Here is a 19,250-nt window from a genome sequence, read left to right as displayed (position 1 = left end):
GAGTTAATTAAAATTTAGGAGGTACCGCGATGAAAAGAAGAGTAGGATTATTATTAATTAGTTTATTAATAGTTCTGTTAATGAATAATCCTGTGATGGGCGAAGATAATTATTTGTTTCAAATGACTGATCCTCAAGGCGATGAATATGGTCCGGGAACCTATATTTATCCTACTAGTCAACAGTTTGTTCCTTTTGAAGGATTATTTGATTTGTTAAACTTTAAAGTAAAGGATGTAGATTCTAATTATATATTTGAATTAAAATTCACATCTATAACTAATCCTTGGCATGCTAAATATGGCTTTAGTCATCAGTTGGTTCAAATATATATAGATAATGATTTAGGAGGAGCTACCAATGTATTTAAGAAAGGAGCAAATGTTAAATTTGATCCAGATACACCTTGGAATAAATTAATTAAGATTAATGGATGGAATATAAAGGTCTTTGATTATCAAGATAAGCCTACAGCAAAAGACGGAGATATATCGGAAGCTGAAGTTCAAATTTTGGATGACCAACAGACTATACAAGTTAGTATACCGAAAAAGAAAATCGGTGATTTAAAAGCTGCAAAGTATTATTTGCTAGTTGGTTCATTAGATGGTTTCAGTTATGATAATTATCGACCAGTAGTTAAAGAGGTAAGCGAATGGAAATTTGGTGGTGGTACTGATACTGAATTTAATCCTAATGTATTAGATATTTTAGTACCTGAAGATAAAGAACAAAAGGAAATATTAAGTAGTTATGATGTTAAGAATGGTGAATTTGCTATGATTTATTCAGTAGGATCAAAATCTAAAATTTCAAGTAAGCTAATTGTAATTTTAGTTACTTTGGCTATTATTATTATTATTCCTACTATAATCAAATATAAAAAAGAATTATTAAATTTCAATAATAAATAATAATAACTTCTATTAATTACCTCTGATAAAATGCTACATTAGAGAAATAATATAGATAAATTCTATAAAGCAATACTTTAGATAAATTAAAATGAAGGAGGTAATTAAAAGAATGAATAAAGTTGATGGTGTGAATGTAAATCCAACTCCTATTACTACTGGTGAACACGTAACAGTTGAGTATAACGGTTTATTAAAAGGTTCTGGAGCTCAACAAGTATATCTTCATGCTGGGGTAGGTCAGAATCAAAGTTGGCAAGATGTGAAGACAATAAGGATGAATCGTGCTCCATCTGGTGATTTCAAAACTACAGTTAGGTTGAATACTACACAACGGTTTAACTTCTGTTTTAAGGATTGTGCAGAGAACTGGGATAATAATGATGGTAATAACTGGAGTTATGAAGTTCATAATGGAAATCAGGGAATGTAGGTATTAATATTTATTTTTTAACCCTTAATTATGCTATTAATAGCATAATTAAGGGTTATTTTATATAATCAAATTTTCAAAATAAAATAAGGATTGGTAGATTATCTACCAATCCTCAATGATTGTGTATGAGCTTATATTAGGACCTATTTCTTTTTCTCCTGCTTGACCTAACGGAGAGCTTCCTATATTAAATTCTAGAGTATCATAACTATAATTAAATACTCCATCAATAGTCATAAATTCTGGATCAAATTTATCTGATGGTTTATCTCTAGGAGTAGTAAAATAATTAGAACGAGCAATTAATTCGAATTTCCCAGTAGTCTTTTGAATTCCTAATTCTATAGTATACCTTCTATTAGCTTTAGGTACTTTTAAGTACCAATTTTGTGCATCCAAATTTACTTCTGTTATAGAAGCACTATTAGGAGGAGAGTGAGGGTAATTTTTTGCAGTAATATCTAAAACTTTCAGTATTGTCTGTCCATCTACTTCAAATAACTGATTTACTTCCCAATAAAGATAAATCCAATAGGGATCACGAACTAGAGCAGTAATACGATTTTTATTAAATTTTGTTTTTAAATTGTAGTCAGCTAATTCTGGATAATCATAAGAATCAAAAAATTCCATGCTTAATTTTACACCTTCTATAGATGGGGTGTTTTTTTCTTGAGAAAATCTCCTGTGGTTTAGGTTATTGTTCAATTCTTTAGATACCTCCATATCAACAGCTAATTTATTTCCTATGTTTTTAGGTTCAATATTGTTTTCTTTATTTGCTTTAATTTTTGAGTTAAGTTGTTCTGTTTTTTGTATTATATTATTTGTTTTTTCATGGTGTTCATCTACTGTTTCATCAGTTTCATAGGTAGATTCTTTATCTTGTTTGGATATCCAAACAAATTGAAGCAATAATATGCCTAGGATGGCTGCTATAAATGAATAGATTATAAAATTCATGATTTTCACCTCTTATTTTTCAGAACTTTATTATATTAATTCTTTTTGTAGTTCTGAAGAGATATTATCCGAACGATAAATATGATAATCAATATCTGGAAAAATATTATCATAATTCTTGATTTTTTCTAGAAGATTGTGATTAATATTTTCTTCTTGAATTTCTTGATAAAGACTTTTGAATCTGGTTATATGGGTCTTGACTCGTTTACCTGCATATTCCACCATAGTGCCTGTTTTCATGATAAAAGGCCAATCACTACTTTGAGCTAATAAAAGCTCTCTAGCTAGTTGATTAAGTGCTTCATATTTTAAACCAGACGCATTAGGATATTGATTAGCTATTTCAATCATTTTTTCTGTAGCCCAGTGAAGATGACGATAAATCCAATCATTATTGCTTTCTAACCAGACCTCTCCATAACCCTTGTGTCCCCAACTAGAATAAGAAGGAGTAGTTACTTGATTAGTCTTGTATTCATTTAAATATTGACTAGGTGTAATTAAATCAATGCTGTCTTGGTCGCAGGCTATTTTACGGATTAAAAGATCTAACCATTCAATACCTTCATACCACCAATGTCCAAATAATTCAGCATCATAAGGGGCTACAATAATAGGTTTTCGATCCATCTTATTTGTAAGATACTCCACTTGTTTTTGACGATTTGAAATAAAATCATTAGCATGAAGATCTGCTTTATGTGTAGCCCATTGTGGATTATATGGTTCTTTATAATCTGTCTCTCCAGTGATGCGATGATACTTAATTCCTGTATGTTTTCTAATTCCACTTTGATGAATATAAGGTTCAATATAGTCATAATCAAGATCATATCCAATATCACGATAAAATTCTCGATAGTCATAATCTCCAGGATAACCTTCTTGGGCACTCCAAACTTGCTTTGAAGACTCTAAATCTCGACCAAAAGCAGCTACTCCTGAATCTGTATATATTGGGGCATAGACTCCGTATTTTGGTCTAGTATCAGCATGTAAGATACCATGAGTATCAGTAAAAAAGTAATTGATTCCTTGATTAGCTAAAAACTTATCATGTCCTGGTTGATATCCACATTCCGGCAACCAGATTCCTGGAGATTTTTTACCAAAATGTTTATAGTAGATATCTTGAGCAATTTTAATCTGAGCATTTATAGCTTCAGGATAAATATCGAAGAATGGTAAAAAAGCATGAGTAGCACTGGAAGTGATTATTTCTAAACAGCCGGCATCTTGAAATTTTTTGAAAGCTTTTACTAGGTTACGATTATACTTTTCTGCAAATACATGACGTGCTTCTTTAAATAGATAAGCATATTTTTGGGCCATTTTATGAAATTTTGGTTGGTCTTTAGTTCTGACCATTTCTTTTTCTGTTAATTCTATTAAATTATTAAGATGTTTTAAATACCTCTTTTGTAATAATGGATCAGCTAACATTGATAGAAGAGGTGGTGAAATAGATAAAGTTAATCTAAAGTCTATATTATCTGCCAATAAATCATCGAAGATATTAATTAAAGGAATATAGGTTTCAGTAATTGCTTCATAAAGCCATTCTTCCTCCATTATATCCTCTTTTTCTGGATGTCGCACATAAGGTAAATGTGCATGTAATACTAAAGATAAATATCCTTTTTCCAAAGTTTCAACCTCCCAATTTTGGTTCTACTTTATATTAATATGATTAACTTGGAATTGACTTATACATTAAGTTGATGAAAAGATAGCGAATAAAAAGAGTTTGATTGGAAATATTAATTTTTAAACACAGTAGTTAAAAACTTGGAGGGAAATAGTAGATGAAAGTATTGATGGTGTCATGGGAATATCCACCTATTAGTGTTGGTGGTTTAGCTAGTCATGTTAATGATTTATCTACAGTTTTAGTTGAGGAAGGAGTAGAAATTCATTTAGTAACCCAAGGTGGAGAAGAGGCAGATAGATATGAACAAGAAGAAGGAGTTAATGTGTATCGTGTGAATAAACCTGAAATTTCGACTCCAGATTTTTTGACTTGGGTAATGTTAGTTAATTTTAATTTGTTAGAAGTAGCAAATAGTTTATTAGATGAATATGAATTTAATTTAATTCATACTCATGATTGGTTAGTGGGTTTTACTGGTAAGAGTCTAAAATATAGTCATCATTTACCTTTAGTAGCTACTATTCACGCAACAGAATCAGGAAGAAATAATGGAATATATAATTCACATCAAAAGTATATTAATGACGTTGAATGGTTAATCGGTTATGAAGCATGGCGATTAATCTGTTGCAGTCAATATATGAAAGAAGAAATTCATGGTTTATTCCAAACTCCTAAAGATAAGATAGATGTTATTAATAATGGGGTTGATTTAGATACATTTGATGATGTTGAGGTTCCAATGGATTTTAAAGAAAAGTATACTAATGGAAATTTAATCTTTTTTATTGGAAGAATAGTACGCGAAAAAGGAGTACAGGTCTTATTAGAAGCTGCTCCAAAAATTTTATCAGCAACTCCAGATACTCAATTTGTCATTGCCGGAAAAGGACCTATGCTTGATGAACTTAAGTCTCAAGTTTATAATTTTGGGATTGCAGATAATGTTACTTTTACTGGATATATATCTGAAGAAGAGAAAGAAAGGTTATATCAAGTAGCCGATGTTGCTGTATTTCCTAGCCTTTATGAACCCTTTGGGATTGTTGCTCTAGAGGCTATGGCTAGCAAGACACCAGTAGTTGTTTCAGGAGTTGGTGGTTTAGATGAGATTATAGAAGATGGGAGAGATGGATTAAAGGCATTACCTGGTAATGCTAACTCATTAGCTGAAAAGATAATTAAATTATTAACCGATCAGGATTATGCTAATTCATTGCAGAAAACAGGTTATCGAAAGGCAGTAGAAGATTATAGTTGGCAAGGAATAGCCCGGAAAACAAAAGAGGTTTATCAACAGGTCTTAGATGAATATCAGAGTTCATCATGGAAAAATGAAGGATTAATACCTAAAATATAAATCAAAATTAAGGAGGTATTTATGTGAAAGCAGTAATTATGGCAGGAGGAAAAGGAACCAGATTAAGACCATTAACGTGTGATTGTCCTAAGCCTATGGTGCCGATTATGAATAAACCGGTTATGGAACATATAATTGAGTTATTAAAACGTCACCAGATTAGAGATATAGCGGTGACTACTTTTTATTTACCACAGGTGATTGAGGATTATTTTGGTGATGGTTCAGAATTAGGTGTTAATTTACATTACTATATAGAAGATAGTCCTTTAGGTACTGCAGGCAGTGTTAAAAATGCTGAAGAATTTTTAGACGAACCCTTTATAGTAATCAGTGGAGATGCTTTGACTGATGCAGACTTGACTAAGGCTATCAATTATCATCAGAATAAGAGTTCAGTAGCTACTTTAGTTTTAACCCAAGAGGATATTCCTTTAGAATATGGAGTAGTTATGATTAGTGCAGAGGGAGAGATAATTCAATTTTTAGAAAAGCCTAGTTGGGGAGAAGTATTTAGTGATACAGTTAATACTGGAATCTATATTTTAGATCCTCATATATTTAGTTATTATGAAAAAGGAATAAAATTTGATTTTAGTCAAGATTTATTCCCACAATTGTTGGCTGCTAATGAACCAATGTATGGTTATGTAACAGATAAATATTGGTGTGATATAGGTAATTTACATCAGTATCGACAGACTCATTATGATATTATTGCAGGTAAGGTAGAAGTTGATATACCAGGCAAGCAGATTCAAAATCAGGTTTGGGTAGGAGAAGGAACTGAAATGTCCAATGATGTAGAGTTAACCGGACCGCTTTATATAGGAGAGAATTGCAAGATTAAGAATGGGGTTCATTTACAAGAATCTATAATTGGTGATAATAACATTATCAAGGATAATACTTCGATTAAAAAGAGTATTATTTGGAATAACTCTTTTATTGATCAAAAGTCTGAACTAAGGGGAACAGTTACCTGTGATAATGTTAATCTTAAAGATCATGTTTCTTTGTTTGAAGGAACAGCAATTGGAGATGGAACAACTATAGGTAAAAAAGCTAAGGTTAAACCTAATGTTAAAGTTTGGCCATATAAAGAATTGGCTGACTCGACTATTTTAAATAAGAGTTTGGTGTGGGAGACTGAATGGTCACGAACACTATTTGGCAATCAGGGAGTAGTAGGAATTAGTAATATTGAAGTAACTCCTGAATTTGCTGCTAAATTAGGTACTGCATATGGAGCTATGTTAGATGATGAAACTATAATTACTGTCAGCTCGGATACTTATGATATGTCTAAAATGCTTAAACAAGCTGTAGCTACTGGTTTAATGTCGGCTGGAATTAGAGTATGGGATATAGGTGAAATGCCTAATCCAGTAGCAAGATATAGTGATAGAATTTTAGAAGCTGAAGGAGGTATTCATGTTCGAGCATGTCAAAAGGACCCTCAAAATACTGTAATTGAGTTTTTAAATGAATATGGAGTAAATATATCTCGAGATGAAGAAAAAGGAATTGAAAAAGTCTTTTTTAGAGAGGATTTTCAACGAGCAGATCTGGATGCTGTAGGTGAAGTGGATATCATTCCACAGATGGTAGACTTATATTTAGATCGTTTATATAATATAGTAAATACTAACTTGATTAAAGGACAAGAGTATAGGATAGTAGCTGATTATGATCAAGATAATTTAGATGATATTTTAACACCACTAGCTTCAAAAATAAACTGTAGTTTAGTCAAGACAAATTATGAATCTGAGCGGTCAAGACCATTAAGTTTTAATGAAAGATTACAAAAACAGGATTTGATTTTAAATATGTTTGAAGATGAAAATATAGCCTTAGGGTTTATTTTAGATCATAGTGGTGGAGAGGTTACTTTAGTTACAGATAGAGGAGAGTTAATTAGTCAAGAATTTAATGAAGTAATAAGATCTGTGATTGATTTAGAAAATGGAGCTAAAAAAATATTTATCCCTATAACAGCACCTGGAATTATTGAGGATATAGCAAAAGAATATGGTGCAGAAGTGACTTGGACTAAAGCCCAAGATAAAGAATTATTAATGAAGATGTTAGAGTATGATTTATCGAATGGTAAAAATATAGATTCCTTGCCGATAGTTGGGGATGGGTTACTATTTTTAGTTAAGGTCTTAGAATTTTTAGCTAAAGAAGAGGTGAAATTATCTGAATTAATTGATGCAATTCCTGAATTTCATAGAACAAAAGAAGCAATAGAGTGTCCTTGGGAAGACAAAGGAAAGGTAATGCGTAGTTTAATTGAGCAGACCCCTGAAGAGAATATAGAATTAATAGATGGTGTTAAGGTCTATCATGATGATGGTTGGACTTTAATATTGCCTGATTCTGAAGACCCTATATTTCACGTTTATACAGAAGCAGATACTATTAAAAGAGCTACAGCATTAAATGATGAATATACAAGTATGATTAATGAAATTCAGTTACAATAAATTTATCTAAAAATTTTTAAGAAGGACTTTTCAAGTCTTTATAGAATTAATTCAAAACAGATTAATAGGTAAATGAAAAGTTATTAGTTTTTAAGTAAGGGGTTGAAAGTGATTGTAAAATTATTTAGTTTAAGTCTGGTAATTAGCTTAATTAATTTATTAGAAAGAAATTTAAAAGGAAAATTCAAGTATTTGCTTCATCCTATTATAGTTGCACCATTAGGCGGTTTATTATTAGGAAATTTATCAGCCGGAGTTAATATAGGCCTTCTTTTAGAATTAATATGGGGTAGTAACCTATTTAATAATAGTTTTGGATTAAAATACGTTAATACAGTTGCTATATTAGCAACTGTATTAACGTTAATTACTAATAATATTAGTCTATTTATTAATTTAACATTGGCTTTAATAATTAGTTATCTATTACAAGAGATAATAAATAATTTAAAATCGGATGTCAATCAGTGGTTGATTGAAGTAGGGATCTTTATATTTATATTAACTTTAATGAATTTTGTTCCGATTTTAAGAAATTTATTAGGGATTATTCCAGCTCAGTTTTTAGATAAACTGGCTAGGGCTGGTGGATTGTTACCTAGCTTGGGTTTAGGAGCTATTTTAGCACAAATCATCATTCCTCATGAAACAAGAGGCAAAGATAAGCTTACATATTTTTTAGCATTATTAATAACTTTATTACTATCCCAATATATCACTACATGGGTACCAATTGTATTTTTAGTTATTTGGATATCTTCTTACTTATTATCAAATAAGAGGGTATATGAGAGATATACTTTACGATTAATTATAAGTACTTTAATAATTGCTATTGTTCCTTTCATAACAGAAGTAACTGGGCCATTAGTAAATACTCAGTTGAAATTAGTACTTTGGTCAGAGATGTTTCTTTCTTTTTCAACTTTATTATTATCAATATTTAGTATTACTCAATTTGAGTTATACTTTTTAATACTAATTATAGGAGTTATGCTAGGAAAAGCAGGATTAATATTATAGTATAGGTGGTGATTAGATGGAAATTATAGCTGATTTACATACTCATACTATTGCATGTGGACATGCATATAGTACTTTAGAAGAGATGGCAGCTGGAGCAAAGGAGAATGGGATTCAAGTTTTAGGAACTACTGATCATGGGCCTTGTATGCCAGGGGCTGGTCATCCTTATTATTTTTATAATTTAAAAATTTTACCAGATGAAATAGAAGGTGTTAGAGTTTTAAAAGGTGTAGAAACAAATATTACTGATATTTATGGTACTCTTGATTTACCATCTGATGCTTTGGAGAGATTAGATATTGTATTGGCGGGAATGCATCTTTTGACAGGGTATGATGGTGGTAGTAAGCTTGAAAATACTAAGGCAATGATTGGGGCTATTCAAAACCCATTAGTAGATATAATAGTTCATCCTGGAAATCCTCAGTTTATAGTTGATGTTCAAGAGGTAATTAAAGAAGCTTTAGAGCATGATGTAGTCTTAGAAATTAACAATAGTTCTTTTCGTAAAAGTCGAAAAGGGAGTTATGAGAACTGTTTAGAGATAGCTGCTCAAGCTAAAAAAGTTGGATTAAAAGTAGTTATTAATAGTGATGCTCATTTTTCTAAAGATGTAGGAAGAGTTGATAAAGCTATTGAATTAGCTCAAAAATCAGGTTTAAATGAAAATGATATATTAAATACCTCTTTAAAGAAAGTAAATACTTTTATCAAACGAAAATTAAAGATAAAAGAAGGTTTAATTGACTAGAGAGATATAATTTTTTAGTTTTGCAGGAGTTAATAATAATATGTAGAAGTTAGTAGATAAAGAGTGGATCAATTAACAATTATATTATACGAGGAGTGAGAATTATGAAAAAATTATCGCAGTTATTGATTATATCGTTTTTAGTAGTCTCATTGACTTCAGTAGCATTAGCAGTAGGTAGTGATATTAAAGCCGGATTAACATACTATAATCAAGGAAAATTAACAAAGGCTAAAACACGTTTCAAAGGAGCATTAAAATCCCCTGGTGATAAAATAGAGGCTTATAGTAATTTAGGATTAATTGCTAAAGAAGAGGGGAATATAGATAATGCTATTAAGTATTATCGGAAAGCTTTGTCTTTAGATGGCAGCTTAGCAGCTAACCATATTAGTTTAGGAGACCTTTATTTAAGTAATGATAATTATGAGGCTGCTATCACGGAATATATAATAGCCGATGGATTAACTTCGCATTTTATCACTGATCAAAAACTAGGTATTGTTAATTATAAGCAGGGCAATTATGAAAAAGCCCTTGAATATTTAGAAAATGTTGTAAAAGATTATAAAGGAGTATATCCTAGTAGTTATTATTTAGGAGCTACATATCGTAAATTGGGCAAAAACCATAAAGCTGAAAAATATTTAAAAGAGGCAATTCAGCTTAATCCTACTTATGTTAGGGCTTATTTAGGATTAGGGGATTTGTATATGGATACAGGACAAAAAATATTAGGATTAAAATCCTATAAGAAAGCAACTAAGATAAATCCTACTTATTATATGAGTCATTTTAAGTTAGCTTATGCTTATATGGAATTAAATAGAGTAGAGCAAGCTAAGGATAGTTTAGAGAAGACCTTACATTTAAAGGCTAACTTTACTAAAGCAAGAGAGATTTTAAATAAATTAAAAAGCATGTAGTAATTAAATTTAAATTATTAAACCTACAATTATCATAATTGTAGGTTTTTTTATGTCTTACTATTTTAATTTTAAGCCAGTATAACCACCTTCCGTTTAGGAAAGATTAATAAGTAGTCAGTGGCAGGAATCAGTTTCTACCGAGTTTCACTGACACTGATATTGATAACTGACACTAATGAAATGGAAGGTGAGATTTATGAGGAAGTTATTAAGCATTTTATTAGCAGCCTTTTTAGTGATTACTATTGTTGGATGTTCATCACAGGATAAAGTGCCAGGTCAAGAGGATCAACCTAGACAAGAAGTGCCTCAGACTGATGAATTTAGTGATCCTGCTGGCCCAGAAAAGTTAAATGATATGACTGAAAAATCAGTAGATGAAGTAGACGAAGTACAAGATTTAGGCTCAGATGCAGAGTTGGATAATCGTAAACAAAAGCCTACTTATCAAGCAGATATTAAACCTATCTTGCAAGAGGATTGTATTAATTGTCATAAGAATGAATCGACAGTAGGTGAAGAAAACAAATTTAGTAATTATCAAGAAATTATGAGATTTGTGAAACCAGGTAAACCTAAAGAAAGTAAATTAGTAATTTCTATTCAAGATGATAATTCAATGAGAAAATATATAAATACAGATGAAATTAATATTATTGAGTATTGGGTTAGAACTGGAGCTAAAAAATGAGCATAAGGAGTGTCTGGTTAATTGCGATTATTAGCAGATTATCATACTCATACTAATTATGGGCATGGGACTGGGTTGATTAGCAATAATATTCAACAAGCTTTAGAAAAAGGATTAGAAGAGTTAGCAATTACCGAACATGGTCCTGCTAGTCAAAGTTTAACTAAATTAGGAGTCAAAGATGCTCTTCAATTATTAGAAATAAAAAATGAAGTTTCAAATTATAACCGGGAGGTTAAAGAGTTAAATATCTTGGCTGGTGTAGAAGCTAATATAGTTAGCTTAGATGGTGATTTAGATATCCCAAATTTTGTTTTAGAAGAATTAGATATAGTTTTGGCAGGTCTACATCTTTGGATTAAACCTCAAGATTTGAAGACAGGTAAGAGACTTATTTTTGATAATATGATTAATTATAGATTAGGTTTAGTTTCTAAGGAAGAAATTAGATATTATAATACTCAAGCCTTAATTAATGCTGTTGAAAAATATGATATAGATATAATCACTCATCCTGGCTTTCAATTAGATATTGATACTATTGAATTAGCTAAGATTTGTCAAAAGAATGATACCCTTTTAGAAATAAATAATAGTCATCAACAACTAACTACGGACTTTATAAATGCAGCAGCTAAAACAGGAGTTAAGTTTGTAGTAAATAGTGATGCTCATAAGTCAACTGAAATTGGGGAAGTCAGTTCTGCTTTAAAATTATTAAAAGAAACAAATATTGATTTAAACCAGGTAATCAATGTAGTTTAACAGTAGAATTCTTCTTAAAAGGAGGAGGAATTTCATGGCTTACAGAATTACTAATAGTAGTTAGATGTTAATGCTATATTTTTACATGGCATGAAATTTGCTAATGGGCAACAAAGGTGATATGATTTATATGAGGTGATAGTATGAAAAATATAGAGTTTGTAATTATTACCGGAATGTCAGGAGCAGGTAAAACTGAAACAATTAGAATATTTGAAGATTTGGGTTTCTTTTGTGTCGATAACTTACCTCCGGCTCTAATTTCTAAGTTTGCTGAGTTATGTTTGCAATCTGAAGGGAAAGTAGACAAGATAGCTTTAGTAATAGATATTAGAGGCAGAGATTTCTTTAATGCTTTATTTGAGGAATTAGCTGCTTTAGAAGAAGAGTCAATAGATTATCAAATTCTGTTTTTAGAAGCATCGACTGATGCTTTAATTCGTAGATTTAAGGAGACTAGACGTAGACATCCTTTAGCTGAAGAAGGTAGGATTTTAGATGCTATAAAATTAGAAAGAGAGAAATTAGAAAGGTTACGTGGTAGTGCAGATAAGATTATTGATACTTCACAGTTGACTATTAAAGAATTAAAAAAGGAATTAAAAGCTAATTTTACCCGTATAGAATTAAATGATAAAATCAATATTTCAATAATTTCATTTGGTTTTAAATATGGAATGCCAATGGATTCAGATTTAATGTTTGATGTTCGTTTCCTTCCTAATCCCCATTATGTTAAATCATTGCGTGCTTTGACCGGCAATGATAAGGAAGTTCAAGATTATATATTAAAATGGCCTGTTGCTAAAAGTTTTAAAGATAAATTCTTTGATTTAATAGACTTTTTAGTTCCTCAATATATTAAAGAGGGGAAGACTCATTTAGCGATCGCTATTGGTTGTACCGGTGGAAAACATAGGTCAGTGACGTTTACTAATAAATTATCAGATTTTTTAAAGAATAAACAATATCATGTAATTATAGAACATCGAGATATTGATAAAGATATTTAGGGGATGACAATTATGAGAGTTTTCAAATGGTTGTATCCAGGTTTAAAGATAAAACGGTGGTTATTATTAGCAGTTATAGGTATTTTATTGATTAGTATAGGAGTTACCGTTACTTTAGGTTTTGATCTTTTGAGTTTGCTTGAAGGTAAATTGGTGACTTTTATTTATAATCTTACTGGTCATTTTTCTGATTGGCTTAATAAGATTGTTGGTTTAACAGTTATTATTTCAGGGATTTTTTGTGTTATTTATGGAATTAGTAAGATGATCAATTCAATTATTGAGGCCTTATTGCCTGGGAATGAAGAGGAATTAGTAGAGCTAATTTATCAACAAAGACATTTAAATAAAGGTCCTAATATTGTAGTAATAGGTGGAGGGACAGGTTTGCCAACTATGTTAAGGGGAATCAAAGAATTTACTAGCAATATTACAGCAGTAGTAACTGTAGCTGATGACGGAGGGAGTTCTGGGATTTTACGTGATGAGCTAGATATCTTACCTCCTGGTGATATTCGAAATTGTTTAGTGGCATTAGCAAATACTGAGGTTTTAATGGAAAAATTATTTCAGTATAGATTCGATACTGGACAAGAATTAAGTGGACATAGCTTTGGTAATCTATTTATAGCTACAATGACAAAAGTAATTGGAGATTTTGAAGAAGCGATTAAAGAATCAAGTAAAGTTTTAGCAATTAAGGGGCGGGTATTACCATCGACTTTAGAGGATGTAACTCTATGTGCTGAAACTAAAGATGGAAGTATAGTCAAGGGAGAATCAAAGATTCCAGAAGTTGATAAAGAGATTAAACGTGTCTTCTTAAAACCTGATGACTGTAACTCGTTGCCAGAAGTAATTAAATCTATTAAAGAAGCAGATGCTATTGTTTTGGGGCCTGGTAGTCTTTATACTAGTGTGATTCCAAACTTATTAGTTTCTGAGCTAAGTGGGGCTATTAAAGAGTCAGATGCTTTAAAAATATATAATTGTAATATAATGACTCAACCAGGAGAAACTACGGGTTATACTGTAGGAGATCATGTTCAAGCTTTGTATGATCATGCTGGGAAAGGTATATTGGATTATGTTTTGGTTAATAATGAAAAAATTTCATCAGATTTATTAACTAAATATCAAGAAGAAGGTGCTGAACCGGTAGACATAGATTTTGAGCGTTTAGAAGAGTTAGGGGTTAATGTTGTGCAAGCTCCTTTGCTTAATAAAGATAATTTAGTTAGACATAATCCCCATAAATTAGCAGAAGTAATTGTTAAATTAATTATTCGATTAAAGCAAAATATAGAACAAGGTTCATTAATTGATCTATATTTACGTAATAAGTTCAAAAAAGATAGGTGATAAGAGATGTCATTTAGTGAGCAGGTTAAGAATGAAGTAGCTAGAATTGATATTGAAAATGACTGTTGTGGTTGGGCAGAGTTAGCAGCATTAATAAGATTAGATGGTTCTTTAGAGATTGTTAGAAAAAGATTAGCTTTAAAGATAGTCTCTCAACAAGCAGCAGTAGCACGGAAAATATACAGACTGCTTAAGAATAGATTTAATTTTTTAACTAAAATAATGGTTAGAAAGGCAATGTATCTTAAGAAGGATAATTATTATATTATTAAGTTACCTCCTCAAAATGGTGTTAAGGAATTATTAATTAATTGTGGTTTAATTAAAGATAATTATGAATTAGATTACGATATTCCTCAACATCTAATTAGTAAGCGATGCTGTCAAAGAGCTTATATTAGAGGAACGTTTTTAGGAGGAGGTTCTTTGAATGATCCAGGTAGTAGTTATCATTTAGAAATTTGGATACACAATTATGATTATGCCCAAAAATTTGTTGAAATTGTTAAAGAAGAGTTTGAGCTAAAGTTTAAGATTAGGACAAGGAAGGATGACTATCTGCTTTATTTAAAGAGTTCAGAAGAAATTGTAAAGTTTTTAAATATTATTGGTGCTCATTCGGCTCTGTTAGAATTTGAGAATACTAGAGTCTTAAAAGAGGTTAGAAATCAAGTTAATCGGATTGTTAATTGTGAGACTGCTAATTTAAATAAGACAGTGGAAGCGGCCAGGCGACAGGTTGAGAATATTAAATTAATTGAAAATATTAAAGGGCTAGATTCATTATCTCCTAGCTTACAGGAAATCGCTAAATTAAGGTTAGATAACCCTTATATTAGTTTTAAAGAACTAGGACAACTATTAAAGCCAACCTTAAGTAAATCAGGAGTTAATCATCGATTAAGGCGTATTGATAAATTAGCTGATAAGATTAAAGAAAATAGATCATTGCTAAATTGAAAAGGAGTTGATAGTTGTGAAGTTAGCTCCAACAATTTCTATGGAACAAAAACAAGAATTAGTTATGACTCCTAAGTTGCAACAGGCTATTGAGTTATTGCAACTGTCTAGACTTGAATTAAATAATCGTTTAGAAAAGGAATTATTAGAGAATCCAGTGTTAGAGTTGGCTGAAGATGGTATGGAAGAAGCAGAGGTAGAAGAACCAGAAGATGAATTTGAAGATTTAGATTGGGAAGATTATTTTGTGGATTCAAGTTCAGATTATTCTAATTACTATAATCAGGATGAAGACGAGTATAATTATGAAAATTTCATTTCAGCTTCATTAACTTTAGAAGAACATTTAAGCAATCAATTACAGATGTTAAGATTAACTCCTAAGGAAAGAAAAATTGGTGAATATATCATTGGTTCTTTAGATAGTAATGGCTTTTTAGATGTATCAGTAGATAAATTAGCTAATGAATTACAGGTAGATAGAAAAAAGGTTGTAGCTATTTTAAATGAGATTCAGCAGTTTGATCCTGTAGGGATAGCAGCAAGAGATTTACAAGATTCATTAAATATTCAGAGTGAGGTTTTAACTTTAGGAAAAGATAAAGGATTGATTAAAGAAATAATTGATGATTATTTTGAATTATTAAGTAAAAATAAAGTTAAGAAATTAGCCAAAAAGTTAAGTATTACTCCTCAACATAGTCAGGAATTAGTGGATTTAATTAAAACTTTAAATCCATGTCCGGCTAAGCAATTTGAAAAAGAAGGCGATACTAAATATATTGAACCAGATTTAATATTAGAAAAAGTTAGTGGTGAATATATAGTAACTATGAATCAGAGTACTACATCTAATTTGCGTATTAGCGCCTATTATCAGAAATTATTAAAAAAATTCAAATCAGATACTGAAGCTAAAGATTATCTGAAAGAAAAGATAGATTCAGCTTTGTGGTTAATTAAGAGTATTGAACAAAGAAGAATGACTATTTATCGTATTGCCAAAGTTATAGCTGAATTACAACAAGAATTTTTAGAAAAAGGTTTTAAATATTTAAGACCACTGACGATGCAAGATGTAGCTGATGAAATTGATATGCATGAATCAACTGTTAGTAGAGCTACTACTCAAAAATATATTCAAACTCCTCATGGTTTATTTGAGCTAAAGTTTTTCTTTTCGTCAGGGATTAAAGCTAAGAATGGAAGGTCACTATCATCAGTTAGTATTAAAAAAATGATAGAGGAAATAGTTACTAATGAAGATGTAACTAAACCATTAAGTGATCAGAAAATAGCAGATAGATTAACTGATTTAGGTGCAGAAGTTTCACGGCGAACTGTAGCTAAATATCGCAATGAATTAGGTATTTCATCTTCTACTAAGCGCAAGAGATATGAGTAACCAGATATCCAGTCAATATATTTCTAATATTAGAAATATATTGACTTTTTAATTATGAATTTAATAAAAATTTAGTTTGTTTTGCAGGAGATTACAAGATAATATAGAATTATTTAAATGGTTCAAGTTTTGCTTTAAAATTATTGGGACATTTTTGGTGTAATGGGTACATAGTTGTCCCAATAATTGTGAGTTAAGTTGAAATTAGTTTATTATAGATAAAAGTTGATACGAATTTGATTTAAATTTATAAAAAAATTATTTAGAATAAATATAATTAATGAATAATCCATATGATATTAATTATATAAAGGTTAATGTATAATAAACATGGGACAATTTTGTCTCAATGGGTACAATTATGACCCTGGAGGTATGAATATAATTTATGAAAGAACTTATTAAAATTCAACAAAAAATTGCACCAGAACTAATAAAAATAGTAGAAAGAAGATATAATATACTTCGAACCATCTTTTATTTACAGCCTATTGGGAGAAGATCTTTAGCTGAAAAATTAGAGATGAGTGAACGTAGAGTTAGGAATAACTTGAACTTCTTAAAAGATCAGCGATACATTGATGCCACCAGTGCTGGTGCTAAAATAACTGAAGCTGGCGAGAAGCTTTTTTATCAATTGAATAGATATATTAAGGTTTTACGAGGTTTAGATGAATTAGAGTTAGGATTGAAAGAAGAGTTAGGTTTAAAAGAAGTATATGTTGTTCCTAGTGGGTTAAATAATATTGAAACACAAAGAGAATTGGGAAAATTTACTGCTGAATTTTTGCAACAAAATTTAAAAGATGAATATACATTAGCTGTAACAGGAGGAACTACTTTAGCCATAGTGGCGGATTTAATGTTAACTAAAAAAGAGTTAACAGATGTAGTTGTAGTTCCGGGACGAGGCGGTTTAGGAGAAGAAGTAGAGATCCAAGCAAATACTATTGCAGCTAAGATAGCCAAAAAGATAAATGGTAAATACCATCTTTTGCATGTTCCTGATAATTTAAATAAAGATTTATTGGAGACACTTACTAAAGAGAGTCAAATTAAAAGAGTACTAAATTTAGTCAAGAATGCTGATATATTAATTCATGGTATTGGAACAGCTGAATTAATGGCTAAAAGGCGTCAGGTTAATTCAAAGAAAATGAATCAGATATTAAATGATGGGGCAGTAGGAGAAGCTTTTGGTTATTACTTTAATCAAGAAGTAGATATAATTTATTCAACTACCAGTGTAGGACTACAGTTGGATGAGTTAGCAAAGATAGAGAAAACTATTGCTGTGGCAGGTGGAAAAGAGAAGGCCGAAGCAATCATTGCTGTTGTTTCCAATAAATATCAAGATGTTTTGATCACTGATCAGCATGCTGGTGAAAGAATGTTAACTTTATTGAGGGGGTGATGAACCAATTTATTTAATAAATTGGTTTGATTTTAAAATTAAAGGTTAGAACTAAATTTTAAGATAAATAATAAGGAGGAAATAATTATGACAAAGAGATTAGCGATTAATGGTTTTGGTAGAATTGGTCGAAATGTGTTTAGAATTATTCAAAAAAGAGATGATGACCTTGAGGTTGTGGCTATTAATGATTTAACAGATGCAGAGACTTTAGCTTATTTACTTAAATATGACTCTGTACATGGAAGATTTGATGGAGAAGTAGAAGCCACTGCTAATGGTATTAAAGTAAATGGAACAGAGATTGAAGTTACTTCAAAAAAAGACCCTGCTAATCTAGCTTGGGATGAAAAAAATATAGATATTGTAATTGAAGCTACAGGAGTCTTCCGCAAACGTGCTCTGTTACAGAAACATTTAGATGCTGGTGCTAATAAGGTTATCTTAACTGTACCGGCTAAAGATGAAATAGATAATACAATTGTATTAGGAGTTAATGACGATGAATTAAAGGATTCAGATAAGATTGTTTCTAATGCATCATGTACAACTAACTGCTTAGCACCAATGGCTAAAGTATTGAATGATAAGTTTGGTATTGAGAAAGGATTGCTTACTACTGTACATGGTTACACGGCTAGTCAAGCTATACTAGATGCTCCAATGAAGAAGACTCGTAGAGGTCGAGCTGCAGCTGAGAATATTATTCCAACGACTACTGGAGCTGCAATTGCTACTACTAAGGTTTTACCGGAGCTAGAAGGAAAGATTGATGGTATGGCTATGAGAGTTCCAGTACCAGATGGTTCTATAGTTGATGGAGTCTTTAATTTATCAACTGATGTAACAGTAGAAGAAGTAAATGCAGCCTTTAAAGAGGCATCTGAAGGAGAGATGGAAGGAGTACTTGGTTATACAGAAGATGAAGTAGTGTCACGTGATATTATTGGTTCTCCTTACTCATCATTAATTGATGCTCAATCTACGATGATGGTTGCCGGTAATCAAGTTAAAGTTTTATCTTGGTATGATAATGAATGGGGATATTCTAATCGAGTAATAGACTTAGCACTTAGATTATAATATATAAAATAAACCGCAAAGTTAGTAAGATT

The 19,250-nt window shown here is 30.8% G+C and carries 17 protein-coding genes; 15 read left to right on the top strand and 2 right to left on the bottom strand.

Features of this window, described 5'->3' with window-relative positions; genetic code table 11:
- The first annotated feature begins 29 nt into the window (after positions 1 to 29).
- On the top strand, positions 30 to 914 hold the full coding sequence (locus tag B5D41_RS03810) for a glucodextranase DOMON-like domain-containing protein (protein ID WP_078809282.1): 885 nt from the start codon (positions 30 to 32) through the stop codon (positions 912 to 914).
- A 112-nt stretch (positions 915 to 1,026) separates the two neighbouring features.
- A complete protein-coding gene (locus B5D41_RS03805) occupies positions 1,027 to 1,347 on the top strand; it encodes a carbohydrate-binding protein (protein WP_078809281.1) in 321 nt (106 codons plus the stop codon).
- Positions 1,348 to 1,452: 105 nt separating this feature from the next.
- On the opposite strand, the gene B5D41_RS03800 is transcribed toward B5D41_RS03805, so the two are convergent.
- Together B5D41_RS03800 and B5D41_RS03795 are read right to left on the bottom strand one after the other, a co-directional pair.
- Positions 1,453 to 2,313, bottom strand: coding sequence for a DUF4912 domain-containing protein (locus tag B5D41_RS03800; protein ID WP_143555655.1), 861 nt, complete (start codon positions 2,311 to 2,313; stop codon positions 1,453 to 1,455).
- A gap of 30 nt (positions 2,314 to 2,343) precedes the next feature.
- Positions 2,344 to 3,963 carry a glycoside hydrolase family 57 protein gene (locus B5D41_RS03795; protein ID WP_078809280.1) on the bottom strand — a complete coding sequence of 540 codons (1,620 nt, stop codon included), beginning with the start codon at positions 3,961 to 3,963 and terminating at the stop codon, positions 2,344 to 2,346.
- A gap of 158 nt (positions 3,964 to 4,121) precedes the next feature.
- On the opposite strand from B5D41_RS03795, the gene B5D41_RS03790 reads away from it, so the two are divergent.
- The 13 genes from B5D41_RS03790 to gap all read left to right on the top strand — a co-directional run bounded on the left by B5D41_RS03790 (position 4,122) and on the right by gap (position 19,218).
- Positions 4,122 to 5,327: a glycosyltransferase family 4 protein gene (locus B5D41_RS03790; RefSeq protein WP_078809279.1), complete on the top strand. Its 1,206-nt coding sequence runs from the start codon at positions 4,122 to 4,124 to the stop codon at positions 5,325 to 5,327.
- 23 nt (positions 5,328 to 5,350) lie between these two features.
- Positions 5,351 to 7,819 (top strand): sugar phosphate nucleotidyltransferase, encoded by a 2,469-nt coding sequence (locus B5D41_RS03785; RefSeq protein ID WP_078809278.1) that lies wholly within the window; start codon positions 5,351 to 5,353, stop codon positions 7,817 to 7,819.
- Between the two features lie 108 nt (positions 7,820 to 7,927).
- On the top strand, positions 7,928 to 8,842 hold the full coding sequence (locus B5D41_RS03780) for a hypothetical protein (protein WP_078809277.1): 915 nt from the start codon (positions 7,928 to 7,930) through the stop codon (positions 8,840 to 8,842).
- A 16-nt stretch (positions 8,843 to 8,858) separates the two neighbouring features.
- Positions 8,859 to 9,596: a phosphatase gene (locus tag B5D41_RS03775; protein ID WP_078809276.1), complete on the top strand. Its 738-nt coding sequence runs from the start codon at positions 8,859 to 8,861 to the stop codon at positions 9,594 to 9,596.
- 104 nt (positions 9,597 to 9,700) lie between these two features.
- On the top strand, positions 9,701 to 10,522 hold the full coding sequence (locus B5D41_RS03770; protein WP_078809275.1) for a tetratricopeptide repeat protein: 822 nt from the start codon (positions 9,701 to 9,703) through the stop codon (positions 10,520 to 10,522).
- A gap of 199 nt (positions 10,523 to 10,721) precedes the next feature.
- Entirely contained in the window at positions 10,722 to 11,216 is a 495-nt protein-coding gene (locus tag B5D41_RS03765; RefSeq protein ID WP_078809274.1) for a hypothetical protein, read from the top strand.
- A gap of 21 nt (positions 11,217 to 11,237) precedes the next feature.
- Entirely contained in the window at positions 11,238 to 11,981 is a 744-nt protein-coding gene (locus tag B5D41_RS03760; protein ID WP_078809273.1) for a PHP domain-containing protein, read from the top strand.
- Between the two features lie 143 nt (positions 11,982 to 12,124).
- The gene (gene rapZ / locus B5D41_RS03755) at positions 12,125 to 12,994 is read left to right on the top strand and encodes an RNase adapter RapZ (RefSeq protein ID WP_078809272.1); all 870 of its coding nucleotides are present in this window, start codon (positions 12,125 to 12,127) and stop codon (positions 12,992 to 12,994) included.
- A gap of 12 nt (positions 12,995 to 13,006) precedes the next feature.
- Complete coding sequence (locus B5D41_RS03750) at positions 13,007 to 14,356, top strand: gluconeogenesis factor YvcK family protein (RefSeq protein WP_078809271.1); 1,350 nt, start codon at positions 13,007 to 13,009, stop codon at positions 14,354 to 14,356.
- A gap of 6 nt (positions 14,357 to 14,362) precedes the next feature.
- Positions 14,363 to 15,316 (top strand): DNA-binding protein WhiA, encoded by a 954-nt coding sequence (whiA, locus tag B5D41_RS03745; protein ID WP_078809270.1) that lies wholly within the window; start codon positions 14,363 to 14,365, stop codon positions 15,314 to 15,316.
- 16 nt (positions 15,317 to 15,332) lie between these two features.
- A complete protein-coding gene (rpoN, locus tag B5D41_RS03740) occupies positions 15,333 to 16,721 on the top strand; it encodes an RNA polymerase factor sigma-54 (protein ID WP_078809269.1) in 1,389 nt (462 codons plus the stop codon).
- Positions 16,722 to 17,109: 388 nt separating this feature from the next.
- A complete protein-coding gene (locus B5D41_RS03735; RefSeq protein ID WP_078809268.1) occupies positions 17,110 to 18,135 on the top strand; it encodes a sugar-binding transcriptional regulator in 1,026 nt (341 codons plus the stop codon).
- 87 nt (positions 18,136 to 18,222) lie between these two features.
- Positions 18,223 to 19,218, top strand: a complete 996-nt coding sequence (gene gap, locus B5D41_RS03730) for a type I glyceraldehyde-3-phosphate dehydrogenase (RefSeq protein ID WP_078809267.1) — start codon at positions 18,223 to 18,225, stop codon at positions 19,216 to 19,218.
- Positions 19,219 to 19,250: the final 32 nt, after the last annotated feature.

Source organism: Selenihalanaerobacter shriftii (assembly GCF_900167185.1).
GTDB classification, from domain to species: domain Bacteria; phylum Bacillota; class Halanaerobiia; order Halobacteroidales; family Acetohalobiaceae; genus Selenihalanaerobacter; species Selenihalanaerobacter shriftii.
The sequence above is the reverse complement of the archived record's forward strand: the minus strand, read 5'-3'. Positions and strand labels throughout refer to the sequence as shown.

Excerpts from the sequence above, each read along its gene's own strand:
- whiA (WP_078809270.1), top strand. The coding sequence starts at position 14,363 with ATGTCATTTAGTGAGCAGGTTAAGAATGAAGTAGCTAGAATTGATATT.
- B5D41_RS03775 (WP_078809276.1), top strand. The coding sequence starts at position 8,859 with ATGGAAATTATAGCTGATTTACATACTCATACTATTGCATGTGGACAT.
- B5D41_RS03800 (WP_143555655.1), bottom strand. The coding sequence starts at position 2,313 with ATGAATTTTATAATCTATTCATTTATAGCAGCCATCCTAGGCATATTA.
- B5D41_RS03810 (WP_078809282.1), top strand. The coding sequence starts at position 30 with ATGAAAAGAAGAGTAGGATTATTATTAATTAGTTTATTAATAGTTCTG.
- rapZ (WP_078809272.1), top strand. The coding sequence starts at position 12,125 with ATGAAAAATATAGAGTTTGTAATTATTACCGGAATGTCAGGAGCAGGT.
- B5D41_RS03750 (WP_078809271.1), top strand. The coding sequence starts at position 13,007 with ATGAGAGTTTTCAAATGGTTGTATCCAGGTTTAAAGATAAAACGGTGG.
- B5D41_RS03765 (WP_078809274.1), top strand. The coding sequence starts at position 10,722 with ATGAGGAAGTTATTAAGCATTTTATTAGCAGCCTTTTTAGTGATTACT.
- B5D41_RS03790 (WP_078809279.1), top strand. The coding sequence starts at position 4,122 with ATGAAAGTATTGATGGTGTCATGGGAATATCCACCTATTAGTGTTGGT.
- B5D41_RS03805 (WP_078809281.1), top strand. The coding sequence starts at position 1,027 with ATGAATAAAGTTGATGGTGTGAATGTAAATCCAACTCCTATTACTACT.
- B5D41_RS03735 (WP_078809268.1), top strand. The coding sequence starts at position 17,110 with ATGAAAGAACTTATTAAAATTCAACAAAAAATTGCACCAGAACTAATA.
- B5D41_RS03770 (WP_078809275.1), top strand. The coding sequence starts at position 9,701 with ATGAAAAAATTATCGCAGTTATTGATTATATCGTTTTTAGTAGTCTCA.
- gap (WP_078809267.1), top strand. The coding sequence starts at position 18,223 with ATGACAAAGAGATTAGCGATTAATGGTTTTGGTAGAATTGGTCGAAAT.